Annotated in this window: 19 protein-coding genes and 1 pseudogene; 10 read left to right on the top strand and 10 right to left on the bottom strand. The window is 59.5% G+C overall.

Annotation, left to right across the window (positions count from 1 at the left end; all coding sequences use genetic code 11):
* Positions 1-41 precede the first annotated feature (41 nt).
* Positions 42-716: a carbonic anhydrase gene (locus tag MOV63_RS08180; RefSeq protein WP_038547289.1), complete on the top strand. Its 675-nt coding sequence runs from the start codon at positions 42-44 to the stop codon at positions 714-716.
* Between the two features lie 37 nt (positions 717-753).
* On the opposite strand, the gene MOV63_RS08175 is transcribed toward MOV63_RS08180, so the two are convergent.
* The gene (locus MOV63_RS08175) at positions 754-1,566 is read right to left on the bottom strand and encodes a lytic transglycosylase domain-containing protein (RefSeq protein WP_038547286.1); all 813 of its coding nucleotides are present in this window, start codon (positions 1,564-1,566) and stop codon (positions 754-756) included.
* A 203-nt stretch (positions 1,567-1,769) separates the two neighbouring features.
* A complete protein-coding gene (locus MOV63_RS08170; RefSeq protein WP_038549857.1) occupies positions 1,770-2,804 on the bottom strand; it encodes an aspartate-semialdehyde dehydrogenase in 1,035 nt (344 codons plus the stop codon).
* On the opposite strand from MOV63_RS08170, the gene MOV63_RS08165 reads away from it, so the two are divergent.
* Positions 2,794-3,084 carry a hypothetical protein gene (locus MOV63_RS08165; protein WP_247033228.1) on the top strand — a complete coding sequence of 97 codons (291 nt, stop codon included), beginning with the start codon at positions 2,794-2,796 and terminating at the stop codon, positions 3,082-3,084. The two genes, MOV63_RS08170 and MOV63_RS08165, sit on opposite strands and share 11 nt — an antisense overlap.
* A gap of 224 nt (positions 3,085-3,308) precedes the next feature.
* On the top strand, positions 3,309-5,192 hold the full coding sequence (locus MOV63_RS08160; protein ID WP_038547283.1) for an MFS transporter: 1,884 nt from the start codon (positions 3,309-3,311) through the stop codon (positions 5,190-5,192).
* A 94-nt stretch (positions 5,193-5,286) separates the two neighbouring features.
* On the opposite strand, the gene lpxE is transcribed toward MOV63_RS08160, so the two are convergent.
* The 5 genes from lpxE to MOV63_RS08135 form a co-directional block, all read right to left on the bottom strand.
* Positions 5,287-6,102: a lipid A 1-phosphatase LpxE gene (lpxE, locus tag MOV63_RS08155; RefSeq protein WP_038547280.1), complete on the bottom strand. Its 816-nt coding sequence runs from the start codon at positions 6,100-6,102 to the stop codon at positions 5,287-5,289.
* A 135-nt stretch (positions 6,103-6,237) separates the two neighbouring features.
* A complete protein-coding gene (leuB, locus tag MOV63_RS08150) occupies positions 6,238-7,347 on the bottom strand; it encodes a 3-isopropylmalate dehydrogenase (RefSeq protein WP_247033226.1) in 1,110 nt (369 codons plus the stop codon).
* Between the two features lie 107 nt (positions 7,348-7,454).
* Complete coding sequence (locus MOV63_RS08145) at positions 7,455-7,844, bottom strand: RidA family protein (protein WP_046636724.1); 390 nt, start codon at positions 7,842-7,844, stop codon at positions 7,455-7,457.
* Positions 7,845-7,860: 16 nt separating this feature from the next.
* The gene (gene leuD / locus MOV63_RS08140) at positions 7,861-8,466 is read right to left on the bottom strand and encodes a 3-isopropylmalate dehydratase small subunit (RefSeq protein WP_038547271.1); all 606 of its coding nucleotides are present in this window, start codon (positions 8,464-8,466) and stop codon (positions 7,861-7,863) included.
* Positions 8,467-8,603: 137 nt separating this feature from the next.
* Positions 8,604-8,831 (bottom strand): hypothetical protein, encoded by a 228-nt coding sequence (locus MOV63_RS08135; RefSeq protein ID WP_038591495.1) that lies wholly within the window; start codon positions 8,829-8,831, stop codon positions 8,604-8,606.
* Positions 8,832-8,938: 107 nt separating this feature from the next.
* Here MOV63_RS08135 and MOV63_RS08130 point away from each other — a divergent pair, with 107 nt between their 5' ends.
* The gene (locus tag MOV63_RS08130; RefSeq protein ID WP_247033223.1) at positions 8,939-9,841 is read left to right on the top strand and encodes a CoA ester lyase; all 903 of its coding nucleotides are present in this window, start codon (positions 8,939-8,941) and stop codon (positions 9,839-9,841) included.
* Positions 9,838-10,044, top strand: a complete 207-nt coding sequence (locus MOV63_RS08125; protein ID WP_007764402.1) for a DUF1737 domain-containing protein — start codon at positions 9,838-9,840, stop codon at positions 10,042-10,044. Before MOV63_RS08130 ends, MOV63_RS08125 begins: the two co-directional genes overlap by 4 nt.
* Positions 10,045-10,061: 17 nt before the next feature.
* Here the strand turns inward: MOV63_RS08125 and MOV63_RS08120 are convergent, their stop codons facing one another.
* Complete coding sequence (locus tag MOV63_RS08120) at positions 10,062-10,499, bottom strand: metallopeptidase family protein (RefSeq protein ID WP_038547261.1); 438 nt, start codon at positions 10,497-10,499, stop codon at positions 10,062-10,064.
* Positions 10,500-10,671: 172 nt separating this feature from the next.
* Here MOV63_RS08120 and MOV63_RS08115 point away from each other — a divergent pair, with 172 nt between their 5' ends.
* The 5 genes and pseudogenes from MOV63_RS08115 (at position 10,672) to bfr (ending at position 17,424) form a co-directional block, all read left to right on the top strand.
* The gene (locus MOV63_RS08115; RefSeq protein WP_247033221.1) at positions 10,672-11,610 is read left to right on the top strand and encodes an ImuA family protein; all 939 of its coding nucleotides are present in this window, start codon (positions 10,672-10,674) and stop codon (positions 11,608-11,610) included.
* Entirely contained in the window at positions 11,522-13,075 is a 1,554-nt protein-coding gene (locus MOV63_RS08110) for a DNA polymerase Y family protein (protein ID WP_366518549.1), read from the top strand. The genes MOV63_RS08115 and MOV63_RS08110 overlap by 89 nt, the downstream gene beginning before the upstream one ends.
* Positions 13,072-16,512: an error-prone DNA polymerase gene (locus MOV63_RS08105; protein WP_247033217.1), complete on the top strand. Its 3,441-nt coding sequence runs from the start codon at positions 13,072-13,074 to the stop codon at positions 16,510-16,512. The genes MOV63_RS08110 and MOV63_RS08105 overlap by 4 nt, the downstream gene beginning before the upstream one ends.
* 57 nt (positions 16,513-16,569) lie before the next feature.
* Positions 16,570-16,973, top strand: a pseudogene (locus MOV63_RS08100) ((2Fe-2S)-binding protein).
* Entirely contained in the window at positions 16,939-17,424 is a 486-nt protein-coding gene (gene bfr, locus MOV63_RS08095) for a bacterioferritin (protein ID WP_038547247.1), read from the top strand. The pseudogene MOV63_RS08100 and the gene bfr overlap by 35 nt, the downstream one beginning before the upstream one ends.
* A 99-nt stretch (positions 17,425-17,523) precedes the next feature.
* Here the strand turns inward: bfr and MOV63_RS08090 are convergent, their stop codons facing one another.
* The gene (locus tag MOV63_RS08090) at positions 17,524-18,069 is read right to left on the bottom strand and encodes an RNA pyrophosphohydrolase (RefSeq protein ID WP_247033215.1); all 546 of its coding nucleotides are present in this window, start codon (positions 18,067-18,069) and stop codon (positions 17,524-17,526) included.
* A gap of 16 nt (positions 18,070-18,085) precedes the next feature.
* Positions 18,086-19,282: a divergent polysaccharide deacetylase family protein gene (locus tag MOV63_RS08085; protein WP_038547240.1), complete on the bottom strand. Its 1,197-nt coding sequence runs from the start codon at positions 19,280-19,282 to the stop codon at positions 18,086-18,088.
* Positions 19,283-19,364 lie beyond the last annotated feature (82 nt).

Genomic DNA, 19,364 nt, shown 5'->3' with positions numbered 1-19,364 from the left:
GGCCGTTGATCTTCGCTCGGCGGCGCTATAATCGTTGTTCCATGACGGACTTTCCAGCCAAACTTCTGGCGGGCTACCGCAACTTCATGAGCGGGCGCTATAGCGATGAACGCGAGCGCTACCGCGTGTTGGCGGAGACCGGGCAGAACCCCCACACCCTTCTCATCGCCTGTTGCGATTCCCGTGCCGCACCGGAAACCATTTTCGACTGCGGTCCGGGCGAACTCTTCGTCGTCCGCAACGTCGCCAACATGGTCCCGCCTTTTGAACCGGACGGCCAGTTCCATGCCACTTCGGCGGCGTTGGAATATGCGGTCGAGGTTTTGGAAATCGACAATATCGTGGTGATGGGTCACGGCCGTTGCGGCGGTATCCGAGCGGCACTGGATCCGACCATGTCGCCGCTTTCTCCCGGCGATTTCATCGGCCGCTGGATGGCGCTGGTCAAACCGGCCGCCGAACAGATCCAGAGCAACGAGTTCATGACCCAGGCCGAGCGGCAGACAGCGCTGGAACGGGTGTCGATCCGCAATTCGATCGCCAACCTGGAAACGTTCCCGTTCGTCAAAAAACGCGGAGAGAAAGGCGAACTCAGCGTTCACGGCGCCTGGTTCGACATCTCGAGCGGCGAATTGTGGATTATGGACAGCAAGGGCGACTTCGTCCGTCCGGACCTTACCGAACTGCCCGTCCAGGCCGAACAAGCGTCGGCCTGAATTTTTCAGGTGAAGCGAAACTTCACTGCCGGCGGGCTTATTGGCCGTCGATCTGTGCGCCCATATAGGCGATCGCCTGCTGATAGACGGTTGCGGCGTTCCAGCCCTGGATAGCAACGAAGTTCGGCTGACCCGGCTGGTAACCGGCACCGGCTCTCCAGCCATGTCCTTTAAGGAAGTTGGCGGTCGAGGCAAGCGCATCGGCACGCGAACGGACCATGTCGATATGGCCGTCGCCGTCGCCGTCGGCTCCGTAGCGGACAACGTTCAGCGGCAGGAACTGGGTCTGGCCGATTTCGCCGTGGGCAGCGCCACGGGCGGTGACGCTCAGATCACCTCGGCCGACCAGCTCAAGCGCGGCATAGAGCTGCTCGGTGAAATAGGCGGAGCGGCGGCAATCGTAGGCGAGCGTCGCGACAGCGGAAAGCGTATGCTGATCACCCATGAAGCTGCCGAAGCCGGTTTCCATGCCCCAGATAGCGATGATCGGGCCGGCCGGCACGCCGAAGCGGCGCTCGATCTGCGCAAAAAGCGCGGCATTGCCGGACTTCATGCCTTTGCCGCGGGAGATGATGGCAGCCCCGCCGCGCTTCTTCATGAAGTCGTCGAATGAGAGTTTGAAGCTTTTCTGACCGCGATCGGCGCTGATGGTCGGGCGATTGTAGGAGACGCCCGAAAAGGCCTTTTCGACGACCGAAGGATTGACGCCGTTCGACGGCGCAACCCGTTTGAACTCCTCGACCCAGCGGGCGAAGCCGGATGAATCGTTGCCGCATTGGAGCGCGGCAAGCGCCGGACTAGCGGTCATGAAACCGGTTGCGATCAATCCTGCCAGCAAAATCTTCTTCATGCGGTCAAACCCGTCCCCGAGAACCGGATCGCTCGGCCAGAAGCGTCCGGATAATGTGCATTGTTTCGGCCTTATGGCGGCGGTTGCAAACAATCGCAACTCATCCGTTCATGAATAGTTCGTGATATGGGTGATTCGACAGAAAAACCCCGCCATTTCTGACGGGGTTTCTATCGGAACATGCTTAATAAATTTATTATCTATCAGGCAGCAACCTTGCGCGGCTTGATCAGGCCGCGATTGACAAGCAACTCGGCGATCTGGATGGCGTTGAGCGCCGCGCCCTTGCGCAGGTTGTCGGAAACGACCCAGATGTTGAGACCGTTTTCCACCGTCGCATCCTCACGGATGCGGGAAATGTAGGTGGCGTCCTCGCCGGCGCATTCATAGGGCGTGATGTAACCGCCGTTCTCGTGCTTATCGATGACGAGGCAGCCCGGAGCTTCGCGGAGAATGTCGCGGGCCTGATCGGCGGTGATCTCGTTTTCGAATTCGATATTGACCGCTTCCGAATGACCGATGAAGACCGGAACGCGCACGGCAGTGCAGGTCACTCTGATCTTCGGATCGAGGATCTTCTTGGTTTCGGCGAGAACCTTCCACTCTTCCTTCGTATAGCCGTCTTCCATGAAGCTATCGATATGCGGGATGACGTTGAAGGCGATGCGCTTGGTGAACTTCTTGGATTCGACCGGATCGGCCACGAAGACGGCGCGGGTCTGCGTGAAGAGCTCGTCCATGCCTTCCTTGCCGGCGCCGGAAACCGACTGGTAGGTCGAGACGACGACACGCTTGATCTTGGCAAAGTCGTGCAGCGGCTTCAGGGCAACGACGAGCTGCGCGGTCGAGCAATTCGGATTGGCGATGATGTTGCGCTTGGTGAAACCGGAGATCGCATCGGGGTTTACTTCCGGAACGATCAGCGGAACGTCCTGATCGTAACGCCAGGCGGAAGAATTATCGATGACGACGCAGCCCTGGGCGCCGATCTTCGGCGACCACTTCTTGGAAACCTCGCCTCCTGCCGACATCAGGCAGATATCGGTGTCGGAAAAGTCGTAGTTTTCCAGGTTGGAAACCTTCAGCGTCCGGTCGCCGAACGAAACTTCGGTTCCCTGGCTACGGGCGGATGCCAGCGCCACGACTTCGTCGACCGGGAAGCCGCGCTCGGAAAGGATCGTCAACATTTCCCTGCCGACATTGCCGGTTGCACCGGCGACTGCGATTTTGAAACCCATTTTTTTTGCTCTCTTTCTGTCTCTCCTCGTTTCCGGTGAGGGGGAAGCCGCGGTTGAAGTCGCGGAATTCCTTGTCCCCGGCCATCCGGGGAGAGAGCGGCGGCCAGAGACGTCAGACGGTTTTCGTCGTCGTTTTGGCCTTGGTTTTGAAGAAAGCGGAAAAACACGCCCGCTGCGCAGCTTGGATAGCCGGCAGTGCGGAGGCAGCGATATGGAATTCGCAGGCGCGCATGTGGGTGTCTTCCCGTTCGCGAAGGTGTTTAAAAGATTTTTGCAATGAGTCAAGCGATGCTAACCCGATTGCTGCGCTGCATTGACCTCATGCCGCGCTGCGGCATCCGTGGTGCACGGTGCGCGCGATATTAGACGAAAGTCATAATCCCAAAGCATCCCTCTTCTTGAGCCTTGAATTCTGTCAATCTGCGACAATGCGTCGCCGTGCCCAAGCCCAGGAGGAACGGGCCCGGAGTCGGCACGCGAGTTTTATCTTGAGGGAGGACGATAATGGCAAATGTCGCAACGGGGGTCGGCGTGAAGGCCGGACCGATGACGCGGGAGGAGAAGAAAGTCATCTTCGCTTCTTCGCTCGGCACCGTATTCGAATGGTACGATTTCTATCTCTATGGTTCACTCGCCACCTATATCGGCGCGACCTTTTTCACCCAGTATCCGGAAGCAACGCGTAACATCTTCACGCTGCTCGCGTTCGCTGCGGGCTTCCTGGTCCGCCCCTTCGGCGCGCTGGTATTTGGCCGCCTGGGCGACCTCGTCGGCCGGAAATACACCTTCCTTGTGACCATTCTGATCATGGGCATGTCGACCTTCCTGGTCGGTATCCTGCCGGGTGCCGCCACGATCGGCATCGCAGCCCCGATCATCCTGATCGCCCTGCGCCTCCTGCAAGGCCTTGCGCTTGGTGGCGAATATGGCGGTGCCGCGACCTATGTGGCCGAACATGCGCCCCATGGGCGACGTGGCTATTTCACCTCGTGGATACAGACGACCGCGACACTCGGCCTCTTCCTGTCGCTGATCGTCATCGTCTTCGTCCAGTGGCTCATGGGTGCCACCGCGTTTGCGGCATGGGGCTGGCGCATTCCGTTCCTCGTTTCCGTCATCCTGCTCGGGGTTTCCGTCTGGATCCGCCTGAAGATGAACGAGTCACCGGCATTCCAGAAGATGAAGGCCGAAGGCAAGGGCTCCAAGGCTCCGCTGACGGAAGCCTTCGGCACCTGGCGCAACGCCAAGATCGCCATCATCGCGCTTCTCGGCGCGACCATGGGCCAGGCCGTCGTCTGGTATGGCGGCCAGTTCTATGCACTGTTCTTCCTGCAGAACGTGCTGAAGGTGGATCTCCTGTCGGCCAATATCATGGTCGCGATCGCGCTCTTCCTCGGCACACCGTTCTTCGTCATCTTTGGCGGGCTTTCCGACAAGATCGGCCGCAAGCCGATCATCATGGCCGGCCTGCTGATTGCAGCGGTCACCTACTTCCCGCTCTTCAAGGCGATGACCTCGATGGCGAACCCGGCGCTTGCCGAAGCCCAGGCGACGATCAAGGCGACTGTCACGGCCGATCCGGCGGATTGCAAATTCCAGTTCAACCCGACCGGCACATCGAAGTTCACCAGCTCCTGCGATATCGCCACGTCGTTCTTGACCCGTAACTCGGTGCCTTACGAAGTTGTCGTCGGTCCCACCGGCCAGCCGGCTACGGTGAAGATCGCCGGCAAGAGCGTCACCAGCTTTGACTCGGTTGCTGCCGGTGCCGATGCCGCAGCCAAACAGCGCGCCTTCGAAAAGGGCGTCAATGTTGCGCTTCACGATGCCGGTTACCCGCTAAGCCGCGGTGCGATCAAGGTGGCGGATTCCAAGCTCGACGCCTTCATCGCCGCCAATCCGGAACTTGCTCTCAATGCTGCCTCCGTTCGCGGCGGCGAAAAGGCGAGCGTTCCTGCGGCGGACCTCGTCAGCCAAAAGCTGCTGACTGCGGACGAAGCGAAGGGCGTCACCGACATGCCGGTCTATTCGATCGCCAAGGGCGGTGCGTTCACGATGGTGGCCGATCCGGCCCGGGTGAACTGGATCGGCACGATCGCCGTCCTCTTCGTTCTGGTCATCTATGTGACGATGGTCTACGGCCCGATCGCGGCCCTGCTGGTCGAACTCTTTCCGACCCGCATCCGGTATACCGGCATGTCGCTGCCTTACCACATTGGTAACGGCTGGTTCGGCGGCCTTCTGCCGGCAACGGCTTTTGCGATGAGCGCGGCCGCGGGCGATATCTACTATGGCCTCTGGTATCCGATTGTTTTCGCAGTCATCACTCTGGTGATCGGGCTGCTCTTCCTGCCGGAAACCAAGGATCGCGATATCCACGCGGAATAAGGGTTTCGTTCCCTGTTCGGGTTTGCGTCAGCAACCCCGCTAAAATGAAAAAGCCCGGCGCAGGCAACTGCGCCGGGCTTTTTTCATGAAGGGGTCATTGCTGTTTTACGTCCGTCTCCCGCTTCGGCGGCATGCCGCGCGGCGGGAAGGGTGTGTTTTTCCAGTCGGGACGTATCAGCAGGGGTATCGCCCGGCGCAGAACCGGCCAGCCGTCCGGCTCCTGCCGGAAAAGCAGCCCGTAACGGGAAAAGACGATTGCCATGATCACCGAGAACCAGGCGCCGAAGGAGAGGCCTGCAATCACGTCGCTCGGATAATGGGCTCCGACGATGACGCGCGAAAAACCGAGCCAGAAGCTGATGATCAGAAAGAACAGGCGGTAGCGCGGAGCAAGCAGCGCCAGTGCCATCAGGAACGCGCCCACCGTGGTTGCGTGGCCGGAAGGGAAGCTTTCGAACCGAGAGCCGGAAAAAGGGCTGAAGCCGTGGAAACCCCATTGCTCGTAAAGTCCTGGCCGGGCGCGTCCGATGATACGCTTCACCAGGTTGGCGAGAAGGCCGGAACCGGCAACGGCCACAAAGATATAAGCCGCGACATGGCTGACCAGCATCGCCTGGAAGCGGGCTTTCAGGCCGGGTGCGAGCCGGATAACGGCGAGCGCTTCGAAAAACAGGAGCGCGGTAGCAAAAAGGATCCAGCCGGACGTGCCGAAATCGGTGATCGCCTTGCCGACCGGCAGCAGCACGTTGGGCGTATGGGCGGCATAGGAGCCGACGGGGGCATCGAGCAGGAAAAAAGCGATCAGGATCAGGTTGATCGTGACCAGCGCATAAGGCAGCCATCGCGGCGACGGCGGCCCGGATGGATGGCGATACCGCCGATGTTTCAGTTTTTCGATTGTCCGTTTCATCGGCCTCTGTCCGTGGCGCGGGATCGATCCCGCGCCGCTTTTTCCCATAGATTCCGCGATATGGGTAGCAGGATGCCGAACGCCAAATATGAAGGTGCCTTTCCGCCTTGGGCGGAAAGGCACCGATCGGTGTTATCAGGCGGAAAGGCTTACGAATTCCTTGAGGATCGCATCGCCCATTTCGGCGGTGCCGACCTTGCGGGCGCCTTCGGCCATGATGTCGCCGGTGCGGATACCCTGATCCAGCACGTTGGCGATGGCCTTTTCGAGGTTGTCGGCTTCCGTGACCATGTTGAAGGAGTAACGAAGGCACATGGCGAACGAAGCGATCATCGCAATCGGGTTGGCAACGCCGGTGCCGGCGATATCAGGCGCCGAACCGTGGACCGGCTCGTAAAGCGCCTTGCGCTTGCCGGTCTTGGCATCGGGTGCGCCGAGCGATGCGGACGGCAGCATGCCGAGCGAGCCGGTGAGCATCGCCGCGACGTCGGAGAGCATGTCGCCGAACAGGTTGTCGGTGACGATCACGTCGAACTGTTTTGGAGCACGGACCAGTTGCATGCCGCCGGCATCGGCCAGCATGTGTTCCAGCTTGACGTCTGAATATTTCGCCTTGTGAGTTTCGGTGACCACCTGGTTCCAGAGCACGCCCGACTTCATGACGTTGCGCTTTTCCATCGAGCAGACGGCATTCTTACGGGTGCGGGCAAGCTCGAAGGCGACGCCGGCAATGCGCTCGATTTCATACGTATCGTAGACCTGCGTATCGATGCCGCGCTTTTGGCCGTTGCCGAGGTCGACGATTTCCTTCGGTTCGCCGAAATAGACGCCGCCGGTCAATTCGCGGACGATCAGGATATCGAGGCCTTCGACCAGTTCCGGCTTCAGGGAGGAAGCGGAGCTAAGCGCCGGATAGCAGATGGCTGGACGCAGGTTGGCAAACAGTTCCATGTCCTTGCGCAGGCGAAGCAGGCCGGCTTCCGGACGGACTTCATAGGGAACCTGGTCCCATTTCGGGCCGCCGACGGCGCCGAAAAGCACGGCATCCGCATTCATGGCCTTGCTCATATCCTCTTCGGAAATGGCGGCGCCATGGGCATCATAAGCGCAGCCGCCGACCAGTCCTTCGTCGAGGACGAAATCGGCCTTCATGGCGCTGTTCATATAGGCGATGATCTTGCGGACTTCGCCCATGGCCTCGGGGCCGATGCCGTCGCCGGGAAGGAGGAAGAGGTTCTTTGCCATATCGTTTGGTGTCCTTGCGGTTTCGCAGGCTCGCGTCCTCCCGCGCGGGTTCTCCGCGCCTGGCATAACCTCGTCCGAGCCTGCCAAAGGACGAGGCTGGAAAGGTTTTAGGGACTGCCGGCGCCGATGCGGGCGGTCACCTCGATCTCGATCTTCATTTCTGGCGTGGTGAGGCCGCACACGACCATGGTGGCCGCAGGCCGGATCTCGGAGAAGGTCTCGCCGAGAACCTGCACGATGGCATCGTAATCGGCCATGTCGGTGAGGTAGTAGCGCACCCGGACGATATCCTGGAGGCCGCTGCCGGCCTCTTTCAGCGCTTTTTCGATCGTGCCGAGCGTGTTGCGCGTCTGGGCGGCAGCGTCTTCGGGCATTTCCATCCTGGCATAGTCGTAGCCGGTGGTGCCGGAGACATAGACCATGTCGCGGTCGACGACGGCGCGCGAATAGCCGATCCGCGCTTCGAAGGGCGATCCGGAGGAAATCCGCTTGACCATCAGGATGCTCCGGAAATCAGAGCCAGGGGCGAGCGGCTCGGTTGTTGTTTTCGAACGTGCTGATCGCCGCATCGCTCTTCAGCGTCGAGGCAATGTCGTCGAGGCCTTCGAGCATGATATGGCGGCGGCCGGGATCGATGTCGAAACGGATGGAGCCGCCATCCGGGCCGGTGATTTCCTGGGCTTCCAGGTCGATCGAAAGGATGGCGTTCGAGCCGCGCTCGGCATCGTCCATCAGCTTTTCAAGATCTTCCGGGGAAACGACGATCGGCAGGATGCCGTTCTTGAAACAGTTATTGTAGAAAATGTCGGCGAAGCTCGTCGAGATGACGCAGCGGATGCCGAAATCGAGAAGCGCCCACGGCGCGTGTTCGCGCGAGGAACCGCAGCCGAAATTGTCGCCGGCGACCAAGATCTTGGCGTTCTGATAGGCGGGCTTGTTCAGTACGAAATCCGGGTTGATCGAGCCGTCGTCATTGTAACGGGCTTCCGCGAACAGGCCCTTGCCGAGGCCGGTGCGCTTGATCGTCTTGAGATAATCCTTCGGAATGATCATGTCCGTGTCGATATTGACGACCGGCAGCGGCGCTGCAACGCCTGTGAGCTTGGTGAACTTTTCCATGATCTGCCTCCACGTGGACTTATCTGCGGAAGCTGCCATAAAGCATATTGACGCGGATTTGAAGGGCTGTTTGGCGTGAACCGGTACGCCCACGCGCCGGAAACCGGCGCATTCGTCTCTTTACCGCTTCGGCGCGATCAGAGGTCGATGATCGTGCCGCGGCCGTCGTTCCAGACGCGCATCTCGCGCTTGCTCGCCTTGGCCCGTACCGGAACCGGCTTCAGCCGCGCCGAAAGCGCACGCCCGATGGACAGAACTGCGAGAATGCCGGCAAAGGCGACGGTCAGCGAAGCCGTCAGAAGTGCTGCCATGGCGAGCACGGCAATGGCCGATATGATGACGAAGAATACGCGAATGTTTTGCATGGTATATACCTTTCTCATCAAGGAATGTGGAGCCTTCCGCCCTGTCTTGCAAGGGGCTTTGGGCATGCAGTATTGCCGCAGACCAAAAAGATTGGCACAAAGCGCGGATGATCGCCTTGACTGATATCAAATCCGCCTCCTTTCGTATTCGCCGCTCGATCCTGAGCGTGCCGGCCGGCAATGCGAGGGCATTGGAAAAGGTGCATGGCCTCGATTGCGATGCGGCGATCTTCGATCTGGAAGATTCCGTCGCACCGGAAAAGAAGGCGGAGGCCCGCGACAACCTGCGCCGGTTGTTTAAGGAAAATCCGCTCCGGGGCAGGGAAACGGTCATCCGCATCAACCCGCTCGAAACCGAATTCGGCAAGGCGGATATGGACCTGGTGACCGAGGTCTCTCCCGACGTTGTGCTGATCCCGAAGGTCGAGCACATGTCGCAGGTCCAGGCGGTGGCGGATATCCTGTCCGAGGCCGGGGCTCCGGACGATCTTGCCATCTGGGCGATGATCGAAACGCCGAAGGGCGTCCTGAATGCGCCGGCAATTGCCCCTGTCGACGAGCGGCTCCAGTGTTTCGTGGTCGGCCTCAACGACCTGCGCAAGGAAACGGGCGTGCTGCCGCAGCCCGGTCGGGCCTATCTGGTGCCCTGGCTGATGCAGATCGTGCTTGCCGGCCGCGCCCATGGGATCGATGTGATCGACAGCGTCTTCAACGAGTTCAAGGATGCAGAAGCCTTTGAGGCGGAATGCGCCCAGGGACGCGCCATGGGCTTTTCCGGCAAGATGCTGATCCATCCGGCCCAGATCGAACCTGCCAACCGGCATTTCGGGCCGGATCCTCAGGCCGTGAAAGAGGCGGAAGCGGTGATTACCGCCTTTGCGGGACCGGACGCGCAACATCTCAACGTCATCAACCTCAACGGCAAGATGATCGAGCGGCTGCACCTGGTGGAGGCTGAAAAGCTTGCCGCCAAGGCACGCATCATCGCCGAACGAAAGAAAACGCCATGAAACTTTATCGCTTCCTCAGCGGTCCCGACGATTCTTCCTTCTGCCACAAGGTGACGGCGGCGCTGAACAAGGGCTGGGAACTTTCCGGTTCGCCGACCTATGCCTTCAACGCGACGACCGGCGAGATGCAGTGCGGCCAGGCGGTGACCAAAACCGTTCACGGCAAGGAATACGATCCCGAGATGAAGCTCGGCGAGCAATAAGCTCCAGTCGGAGAGGATCAGCGCTGAGCAGCTTCGTCGGCGCTGGCCTCGATACGCTCCATATCGTCGTCGCTGAGGCCGAAATGGTGGCCGATCTCGTGGATCAGCACATGGGTGATGATATCGCCCAGGGTTTCCTCGTTTTCCGCCCAGTAATCCAGGATCGGCCGGCGATAAAGCCGGATGCGGTTCGGCAATTCACCGGTTTCCATGTTGAACCGCTCGGAAATGCCGCGGCCTTCGAAAAGGCCGAGCAGGTCGAAAGGCGTCTCGAGTGCCATATCCTCGAAAACGTCGTCGTCCGGAAAATCCTCGATCTCGATCGTCAGGTTGACGGTGAGAGCCCGGAATTCCTCCGGTAAATGACCATAGGCCTCGATTGCCAGCGACTCGAACGTGCTGATCGTCGGTGCGTGGCGATCCTGCCAATCGTCGGTCTGGTCGATGCGGGCCATAGGCTCTCCTTCTGATCAGGCCCATATAGTACCTCCCGCGATATTTTTCGAGTGAAGAATCATTGGCCTAGGATCCGAGGAAAAGATTCCCAGGATTTGGCTGTTGACTCTTTCGGCCAGCTCTGGAATTCATAAGAACATAAAGAGAACATGTACGAATGGAGCTGACGCCATGGCCGAGCACGCCACGGCGCAGGAGACGCTTTTTGCCCTGCGCGAACAGATCGCCAGATTGGAAGGAAAACCTCTCCCGGCGCTTGCCGCGGCGGAACAGGCGGACTTGGCCGCTGATCCGGAAGGCCAGAAAGCCAGGAATAATCAACCGCGTTTGCCATTCGGCATACCGCCGATGGATACCGCGTTGGAAGGTGGCCTGCCGCTCGACGGCATCACGGAAATCCGCTCGCTGCTGATGGGAGATGCCGGAGCAGCAAGCGGCTTTGCTCTCTCGCTGGCCTCTCACCTGAAAGCGAGACAGCCAGGCGACGCGCCGGTTCTGTGGATCGGCGATGTCGTGTCCACGCAGGAGGCCGGAATTCCCTATTCCGTCGGCCTCAAACAGTTCGGATTGAGCCAGCGGGATGTTCTTTACGCCTCTCCGCGCAAGCTGGACGATGCCCTGTGGCTTGCGGAGACCGCGGTGGCCAGCGGGGCTGTCGTTGCCACCATTCTCGAAATCCGGGGCAACCCCAGGCATTTCGGTCTCACCGAAAGCCGCAGGCTGGGTTTGAGGGCAAAGGCGGCGGGACGGCCGCTCTTTCTGTTGCGGCATGCGGGAGAGGAGGAGGCAAGCAGCGCCTCGTTCCGCTTCCTTGTCGAACCGGCGCCGGCGGCTCGCCGGCATCTTCCGGAGGGATCCGAGCTTGGCGGCAGCATCGGTCATCCCGTTTTCAGGCTGACCCTGGAGAAGAGCCGTATCCCGGCTCCGCTATCCCTACTTCTGGAGTGGAATCCCCATGACCGTCAATTTTCCCTCGGCCGAGAGGCAGGAGAGGCTTTCTCTTTCCGCAACCCGCCAGCGCATCCTGGCGCTCGTCTTCCCGCATCTGCCGACCGACAGGATCGCGCGCCGGCTCTGGGGACTGTCGTGGCGTTCGAAAGGGCGTCCTGAACATCATCCGCCGATCCTTTGTGCCGGCCGGCGCGAAAACGCCATGCGGCTCACAGCGCTCGACGAGGTTTCCGAACGTCTCGGGCTGAAGCGTGGGCAGGGGTTGGCGGAAGCGCGCGCCATGTTTCCGAAGATCGACGTGGTGGACGAGGATGGCGCGGCGGACCAGGGCCTTCTTGAGGCGATCGCCGATTGGTGCGACCGTTACACCCCGCTGGTGGCGCTGGACGGCCGCGAAGGTCTGTTTCTCGACATAACCGGCTGCACCCACCTCTTCGGTGGCGAGGAGGCTCTGCTCAAGGACATCCTTGGCCGACTTTTGCAGATGGGATTCGATGTCAAAGGGGCGATCTCCTCGTCGCCAGGCCTGTCCTGGGCCGCCTGTCGCTTCGGCCGCGGCGGCGTGATTGCCGACCAGGTGACGGAGGCGGTACTGGCGCCGCTGCCGGTCAACGCTCTGCGTATCGATGAGGCCACCATCGCAGCGCTCTACAAGCTCGGACTGAAAAGGATCGGCGACCTTCTGCCGATGCCGCGTGCGCCGTTGGCTCGCCGTTTTGGCATTCATCTATTGCTTCGGCTGGATCAGGCGCTCGGGCACAATGAGGAAGTCATCTCGCCTCGCCGTCCCGTGGCGGCCCTTTCCGCCGAGCGACGGCTCGCCGAACCGATCCAGGCGGAAGAACATATTCTGCAGCTGGCCGGCCAGATTGCCATTTCGTTGAAATCGGAACTGGAAGCCCGTGGTGTCGGGGGGCGTGTTTTCGAACTGGTGCTTTTCCGGGTCGATGGCCGGGTGTTTCGCATCGCCGCCGGTGCCTCGCAGCCATTGCAGGATCCGAAACGGATCTCTTTGCTGTTTTCCGAGCGCCTGAACGCCGTGCACGATGACCTCGATGCAGGCTTTGGTTTCGAGCTCCTGCGCCTCAACGTGTTGCAATACGATGTCTTCAGGATTTCCCAGGGTGATTTCACCGGCAATGGCGATAGCGAAATCTCGCTTGCCGATTTTGTCGATCGGGTTTCGGCCCGGCTCGGGGCCGATTGTCTACAGATCGCCGAACCGAAGCAGAGCCACGTGCCGGAGCGCGCGGAAGTGTTCGTGCCGGCGATTGCCTCGCGGATCGTCCGGGAAAAGACCGAGGAGATTTTTACCTTCGCGCCGAAAAGTGACCGCCCCTTGCGGCTCTTCCGTCATCCGGAACTGATGGAGGCTTTTGCGGCAACGGTGCCGGATGGCCCTCCGCAGCGTTTCCGCTGGCGCCGCATCGTCCATGAAGTCATCCGTGCGGAGGGGCCGGAGCGGATTTCGCCCGAATGGTGGAATGACGAGGAGGATGTCGAGGAGCGCGACTATTTCAGGCTTGAGAGTGAGGCGGGCCGCCGCTTCTGGATTTTCCGCGCCGGTCATTACGTTGCCGGCAAAACTGCGCCGACCTGGCGCGTGCATGGGATTTTCGCATGACGGATGCCCCCGTTTTTTTCGAGATCGGCGCGAAGACCAATTTCTCTTTCCTGGAAGGGGCTGCCAAACCGGAGGAGATGATCTTGGCGGCAAGCGTGCTCGGCCTATCCGGCCTTGGTATAGCCGACAGGAATTCCGTTGCCGGCGTGGTGAGAGCGCATAGCCAAGTCAGAAACATGAAGGAAACCTACGAGCTTCAGCAGAAGCAGGGCAGAAAGAAAGACGAGGAAGCAGCCATCCTCCCTTGTGCGTTTTATCCGGGAGCGCGGCTCGTTTTTTCCGACAACACGCCGGATATTCTCGCCTATCCGCAGAACCGGAAGGGCTGGGCCAATCTCTGCCGCCTGCTGAGCCGTGGAAATCTCAGGGCCAACAAAGGGTCCTGCATTCTGGAAGAATGGGATCTTCTGGAATGGTGCGACGAGATGATGCTGGCGGTCGTGCCGGATTTTTCCCGCGTGGAAGAGATGGCCTATCAGCGACACCTCGGAGCCTGTCTCGGTAAATACAGAGAGCGGTTCAAAAAGAACATCTATCTGGTTCTGTCGCCGACCTATGATGGACGAGATGTCTTTGTTTTCAACTTGCTTGCCCGGATTGCCGCGCGCAACCGGGTGCCCTTGGTCGCGACCAACCTGCCTCTTTTCCATCTCCCTTATCGGCGATCCCTGTCGGATGTGGTCACGGCAATCCGCGAACATGTGACGATCCAGGAAGCCGGATTCCGGCTCGCGCCGAATGGAGAAAGGCATATCAAGCAACCTGCCGAAATGGCGCGGCTCTTCCGCGCGTATCCCGACGCGATCGACAATACGGGAAAGTTCTTCAGCCGGCTGAAGTTTTCGCTCGATGAACTCAGCCATAATTATCCGGATGAGAGCGTTCCGGGTGAAACCGTATCGGAAACCTTGGAGCGTCTTACCTGGGAGGGCGCCAGGTGGCGTTATCCGGATAAGATCCCTGAGAAGGTTTCCAAGCAGATCAGGTATGAGCTCAATCTCATCAAGGAGATGCAATACGAGCCTTATTTCCTGACGGTTCGCCACATCGTCTGGCATGCCCGCTATGAGTTGAAGATCCTCTGCCAGGGGCGTGGCTCAGCGGCCAATTCCAGCGTCTGTTATTGTCTCGGTATTACCGAAGTCGATCCGACATCCACGACACTGCTCTTTGAACGCTTCATTTCGACCGAACGAAACGAACCGCCGGATATCGATGTCGATTTTGAACATGCGCGGCGCGAGGAAGTGATCCAGTACATTTATCAGCATTATGGCTTTCGCCATGCCGGCCTGACGGCGGCGGTTACGAGTTATCGGACCCGAATGGCCGGCCGTGAGGTTGCCAAGGCTTTTGGGCTCTCAGAGGATGTACAGGCGGCACTTTCGAGCACGGTGTGGGGTTGGTCGGATGAAGGCACGTCGGAAAGAGACGCAAAAGCCGCGGGTCTCGACACTGCCGACTTTGTGACAAAACAGGTTCTTTCGCATGCGCAGGAACTTATGGGTTTCCCGCGCCATCTCACCCAGCATGTCGGCGGTTTCCTGATCACGCGCGACCGGCTTGACGAAATCGTGCCGATCATGAAAACGGCCATGCCGGGCCGTTACATGATTGAATGGGACAAGGACGATCTCGACACCCTGAAGCTCCTGAAGATAGACGTGCTGGCGCTCGGCATGCTGACCTGCCTCAAAAAAGCGTTCGATCTGATGCAGCGGCATTATCAGGTCAATGAGACATTGGCGGGATTGCAGAAGCAGCCTGAGACGGCGGTTTACGACATGATCTGCCGTGCGGACACGATCGGGGTTTTCCAGATCGAGAGCCGGGCGCAGATGAGCATGCTGCCGAGGCTGAGACCCGAAAAGTTCTATGACCTTGTTGTCGAAGTGGCGATTGTCAGACCTGGCCCTATCCAAGGAAACATGGTCCATCCGTATCTAAAACGGCGCGAAGCCCAACGGAACAAACAGCCGATCGAATATCCCAGTCCTGAATTGGAAAAGGTTCTTGAACGCACGCTAGGCGTACCTCTCTTTCAAGAGCAGGCAATGCAGATTGCAATAACTGCAGCCGGTTTTTCTCCTGAAAAAGCGGACAAGCTACGTCGATCGATGGCAACGTTCAAGCGATCGGGAAGAGTGGAGGAATTTAAGAACGATTTTGTTGCAGGTATGCTAAAAAACGAGCGTTATTCCAAGGAATTTGCAGAAAGCTGCTTCAGCCAGATACAGGGCTTTGCCGAATACGGTTTTCCAGAAAGTCATGCGGCGTCATTCGCTTTGCTTGTCTACGTATCCTCCTGGATCAAGGCCTATTACCCGGATGTCTTCTGCACGGCGATGATGAACTCCCAGCCAATGGGATTTTATGCGCCGGCCCAGCTGATACGGGATGCACGCGAGCACGGTGTCAGGATTCTTCCCGTCGACGTCAACAGGTCAGAATGGGACTGTACCTTGGAAGAAACCGCCTTCGACAAAACCGCGATCGATAAGCGTCACGAATCCATGCGGGATGTCATCAGGACGAGATATGCTGTGCGACTGGGTTTCCGCCAGGTCAAAGGTTTGGCAGAAGAGGACATGATCAAGAAATTGATCGCCAATCGCGGGCAGGGATATGAGTCCGTCCACGATCTAAGGATCCGGTCTGGTCTCGACAAATCGGTTATCGAGCGGCTGGCTGATGCTGATGCCTTTGGAGATATTGCGTTATCGCGCCGACAAGCACTTTGGGCAGTTCGTGGTCTCGATGCAAAAAAGACGACCGAGAGCCGATCTCTATTTGACGTTGGGGACAATGCGGATCTCCGGCCCGAGGCGAAAGCGACGCTGCCGGAAATGCTGCCCGGCGAACAGGTGATCGAGGATTACCGCTATCTCTCGCTTTCGCTGAAGGCGCATCCGGTTTCGTTTCTGCGCGAAGAATTCAAGGCGATGGGGATTACCCGCAGCGTCGATCTCTTGGCGGTCCCGAACGGGCAGAGGGTGACGATCGGCGGGATCGTTCTTGTCCGGCAGCGGCCGGGCTCGGCCAAGGGCGTTATCTTCATGACGCTGGAAGACGAGACCGGCGTTGCCAATGCGATCGTCTGGTCGAAGATTTTCGAACGTTATCGGCCGGTCGTGATGGGCGCGCGGCTGGTGAAAATCCGGGGGAGACTGCAAAGCCAGAGCGGCGTCATCCATACCGTGGTCGAGCATATCGAGGACATTACCCCGATGCTGGGTCTGCTGCAGAAAGAGGCGAGACGGTTCGGCGTGTCGGCCCGCTCGGACGAGGCGCTGCAATCGAGCGGAGACCACCGGCAGAAGAGGCGTTCGAATGGTATGGAGGAGGCAGGAAGGGGAAGTGCAAAAGAGGCGGTGCCTGGCGGTTCCTACGAAGCCGGACCAGGGAGCGTCATGCCGAAGGGCCGCAATTTCCACTAATTACCGATGCCATGATACAAAGGAAGAAGTCGTGGCTATGGCAGCCTCCCTTAAGAAGTGACTCATATATGTCGATTCTTTCTTGACATCGCCTGTCCGCTTTCGCAAAAAGAAGATGTTACAGGTCATGTTTGGCAGGTCGACCGAGAATGCTGGTTTGCAGTTGCAATTACATCACCGACAGGGAAATCAAGGACGTCATCACGCAGCTCCTTGATGAAGACTGTTGGCAGCTCATCGTACCATCCAAGGTCTATCATGCCATGGCGAAACGCGGCCGCTGCTGCGGCTGCTTCCCAAGCGTTGTCGACCTGATCATCCGCACGACCGAAGAATATCACGCCCACCACCACTCGACGGAAGACGAAGTGGTCGTATATATGTCCCGCCTGAGACAGTTCCATGAAGAAAACAGGAGAGCGGACATTGAAAGGCGACTCAAAGGTCATCGAGCGGCTTAACGAGGCATTGTTTCTCGAGCTAGGCGCCGTCAACCAGTACTGGCTGCATTATCGCCTGCTGGAGGATTGGGGATTCAAGAAGCTCGCGAAAAAAGAGCGGGCGGAGTCGATCGAGGAAATGCACCATGCCGATCGTCTTATCGATCGCATCATCTTTCTCGAAGGCCACCCCAACCTTCAGACGCTTGCCCCGCTGCGCATCGGCCAGAACGTCAAGGAAGTCCTTGAGGCCGATCTTGCCGGCGAATATGATGCCCGCACAGCCTACAAAGCCTCTCGCGATATCTGTCACGCGGCCGGCGATTACGTGTCGATGAAGCTCTTCGAAGAGCTTCTGATGGACGAGGAGGGCCATATCGACTTCCTCGAAACCCAACTCGACCTGCTGGCGAAGATCGGCGAGGAACGCTACGGCCTCCTCAACGCGGAATCCGCCGACTCCGCCGAATAATCAGCTGTACCTGAACATAAAAACCCGGCGAAGCATCCGCTTCGCCGGGTTTTTTCATTGCAGCCACAAAGCCATTTCAGATGGCAGCTGCCCCGATAGTCAGAGCCGTTCGATCGCCACCTTGGCCAGATGGGTGAACTCGGCGACAACCCGATCGTAGACGGCACGCTTGAAGGGCACGATCAGGTCGGGAAGGTCCGCCATCGGCTTCCACTCCCAGGCATCGAACTCCGGCGCGTGTCCGCCAGGCGGCGGGTTGATGGCGATCTCGCTCTCGTCGCCATCAAAGCGGAAGGCGAACCAGCGCTGGGTCTGGCCGCGATATTTTCCCTTCAGCCCGATGCCGATCAGATGCGCGGGCAGATCGTAATTGATCCAATCCTGCGCCTCGGCAAGCAAGGTGACGGAGCGCATCCCCGTCTCCTCGTAAAGCTCGCGATAGGCGGCGGGAAGGGGGGCCTCGCCCTTGTCTATGCCGCCCTGCGGCATCTGCCAAAGCTGTGGCGACCCATCATATTCGCTATTGCCTTCGCTGATGCGCCGACCGGCCCAGACAAGGCCCGCGCGGTTCAGAACCATGATGCCGACGCAGGGGCGATAGGGAAGTTCCTCGGCGACGACCGAGCGTTTGTCTTTCTTGCTCATGGATAACTCCGATCGATCACGGTTCGACGCTTTCGCTTGCAAGCGACGAGACGCCGACAATCTCGATCCCGCGCTGCGAGACTTCTTCGCTCCATTGCCTTATCGCATCGATGCTTTCGTCGAAAGCCGAGGCGATGCCGATTGCCGTTCCCTTGCGGCCGGCGATGCGCTCCAGTTCATCGAGTTTCTTGAGGATCGCGTCCTTCTGCAATTGTCCATCAAGGGTCAGATCGCCGAAGGCATGGGGCAGTTCGATCGCCTTGGCAACGACCGCAGTCTTCGACTGCGCCGATGTCCCGTCGTCGAGGAAAAGCAGCCCGCGTTTTGAAATATCGCGCAGCACCGGTTCCAGCGCGCCGGCATCCGAGAGATAGCGGCCGCCGAGATAGTTCATGACGCCGGTATAGTTAGTGATCTCACCCATGGCCTGATGGAGGCGGCCGAGATTATCCTTGGGGGACATCTTGGTCAGCAAAGTGCCGGGGCCCGGATCGTTTGCCGGATAATCGAACGGTTCAAATGGCACCTGGATCAGGATTTCGTGACCAGCACGGCGGGCATCCTGCATCCAGCGCTGCAGGCTGTTGCCGCTGACGGCAAAGGCGAGCGTCACCGTGGGCGGCAGGTCGCGGATCGCCCGCTGGGTGCCTGTCTGGCTAAGGCCAAGACCGCCGACGACGATTGCGATGCGGGTGCCGCGCGCGCCGGACCAGGGGCGCGCGTACTGGTCCATCGGACGCTGCCCGCCGGGACCGACAATCGGCAGCCGGCCATGGGGAGAATTCTCCAGAAGCGCATCATTGGGTTGGGCAGCCATGCGGGGATCCTGGCCGATCCGCTGAGTGCCGATCATCACCGGCCCGCTGCCATCGCGTGAGCGGGGCGTATATTTGGTCACGACCGACCCATCATCGGTGAGCGTCCGCTCGATATTAGCGCCGGAATTGGGATCCGATCGAGGCATGCCGGCAGATTGCTGCGCCGCGTTCTGGTCGGGTTTCGAAGGAGGCTGGGTCTGTTCGGGCTTGGAGGCGGGTGGAACGTTGGAAGCAACCTGCTTCAGGGCATCATCGCCGCGCATGGCGTAGAGCGAAAGTCCCAGGATGCCGGCAACCGCGAAAGCGGCAAAAACGATTGCGAAGGAAAACTTTCGGCTCCGTCGTCGAGCGGCCGGCCGGTTCTGTCCGAGCGGTGCATGGAGATCGGTGCCCAAGGTCTAGTCCGCGCTTTTCCTGCAGATACGAAGAACCGGCCAGCGCGGCGTCTTTTCGACGCGTCACGCTGGCCGGCCCGAT

It is taken from the genome of Neorhizobium sp. SHOUNA12A (assembly GCF_023006505.1).
Taxonomy (GTDB): Bacteria; Pseudomonadota; Alphaproteobacteria; order Rhizobiales; family Rhizobiaceae; genus Neorhizobium.
This window is presented reverse-complemented; position numbering and strand designations above follow the sequence as displayed.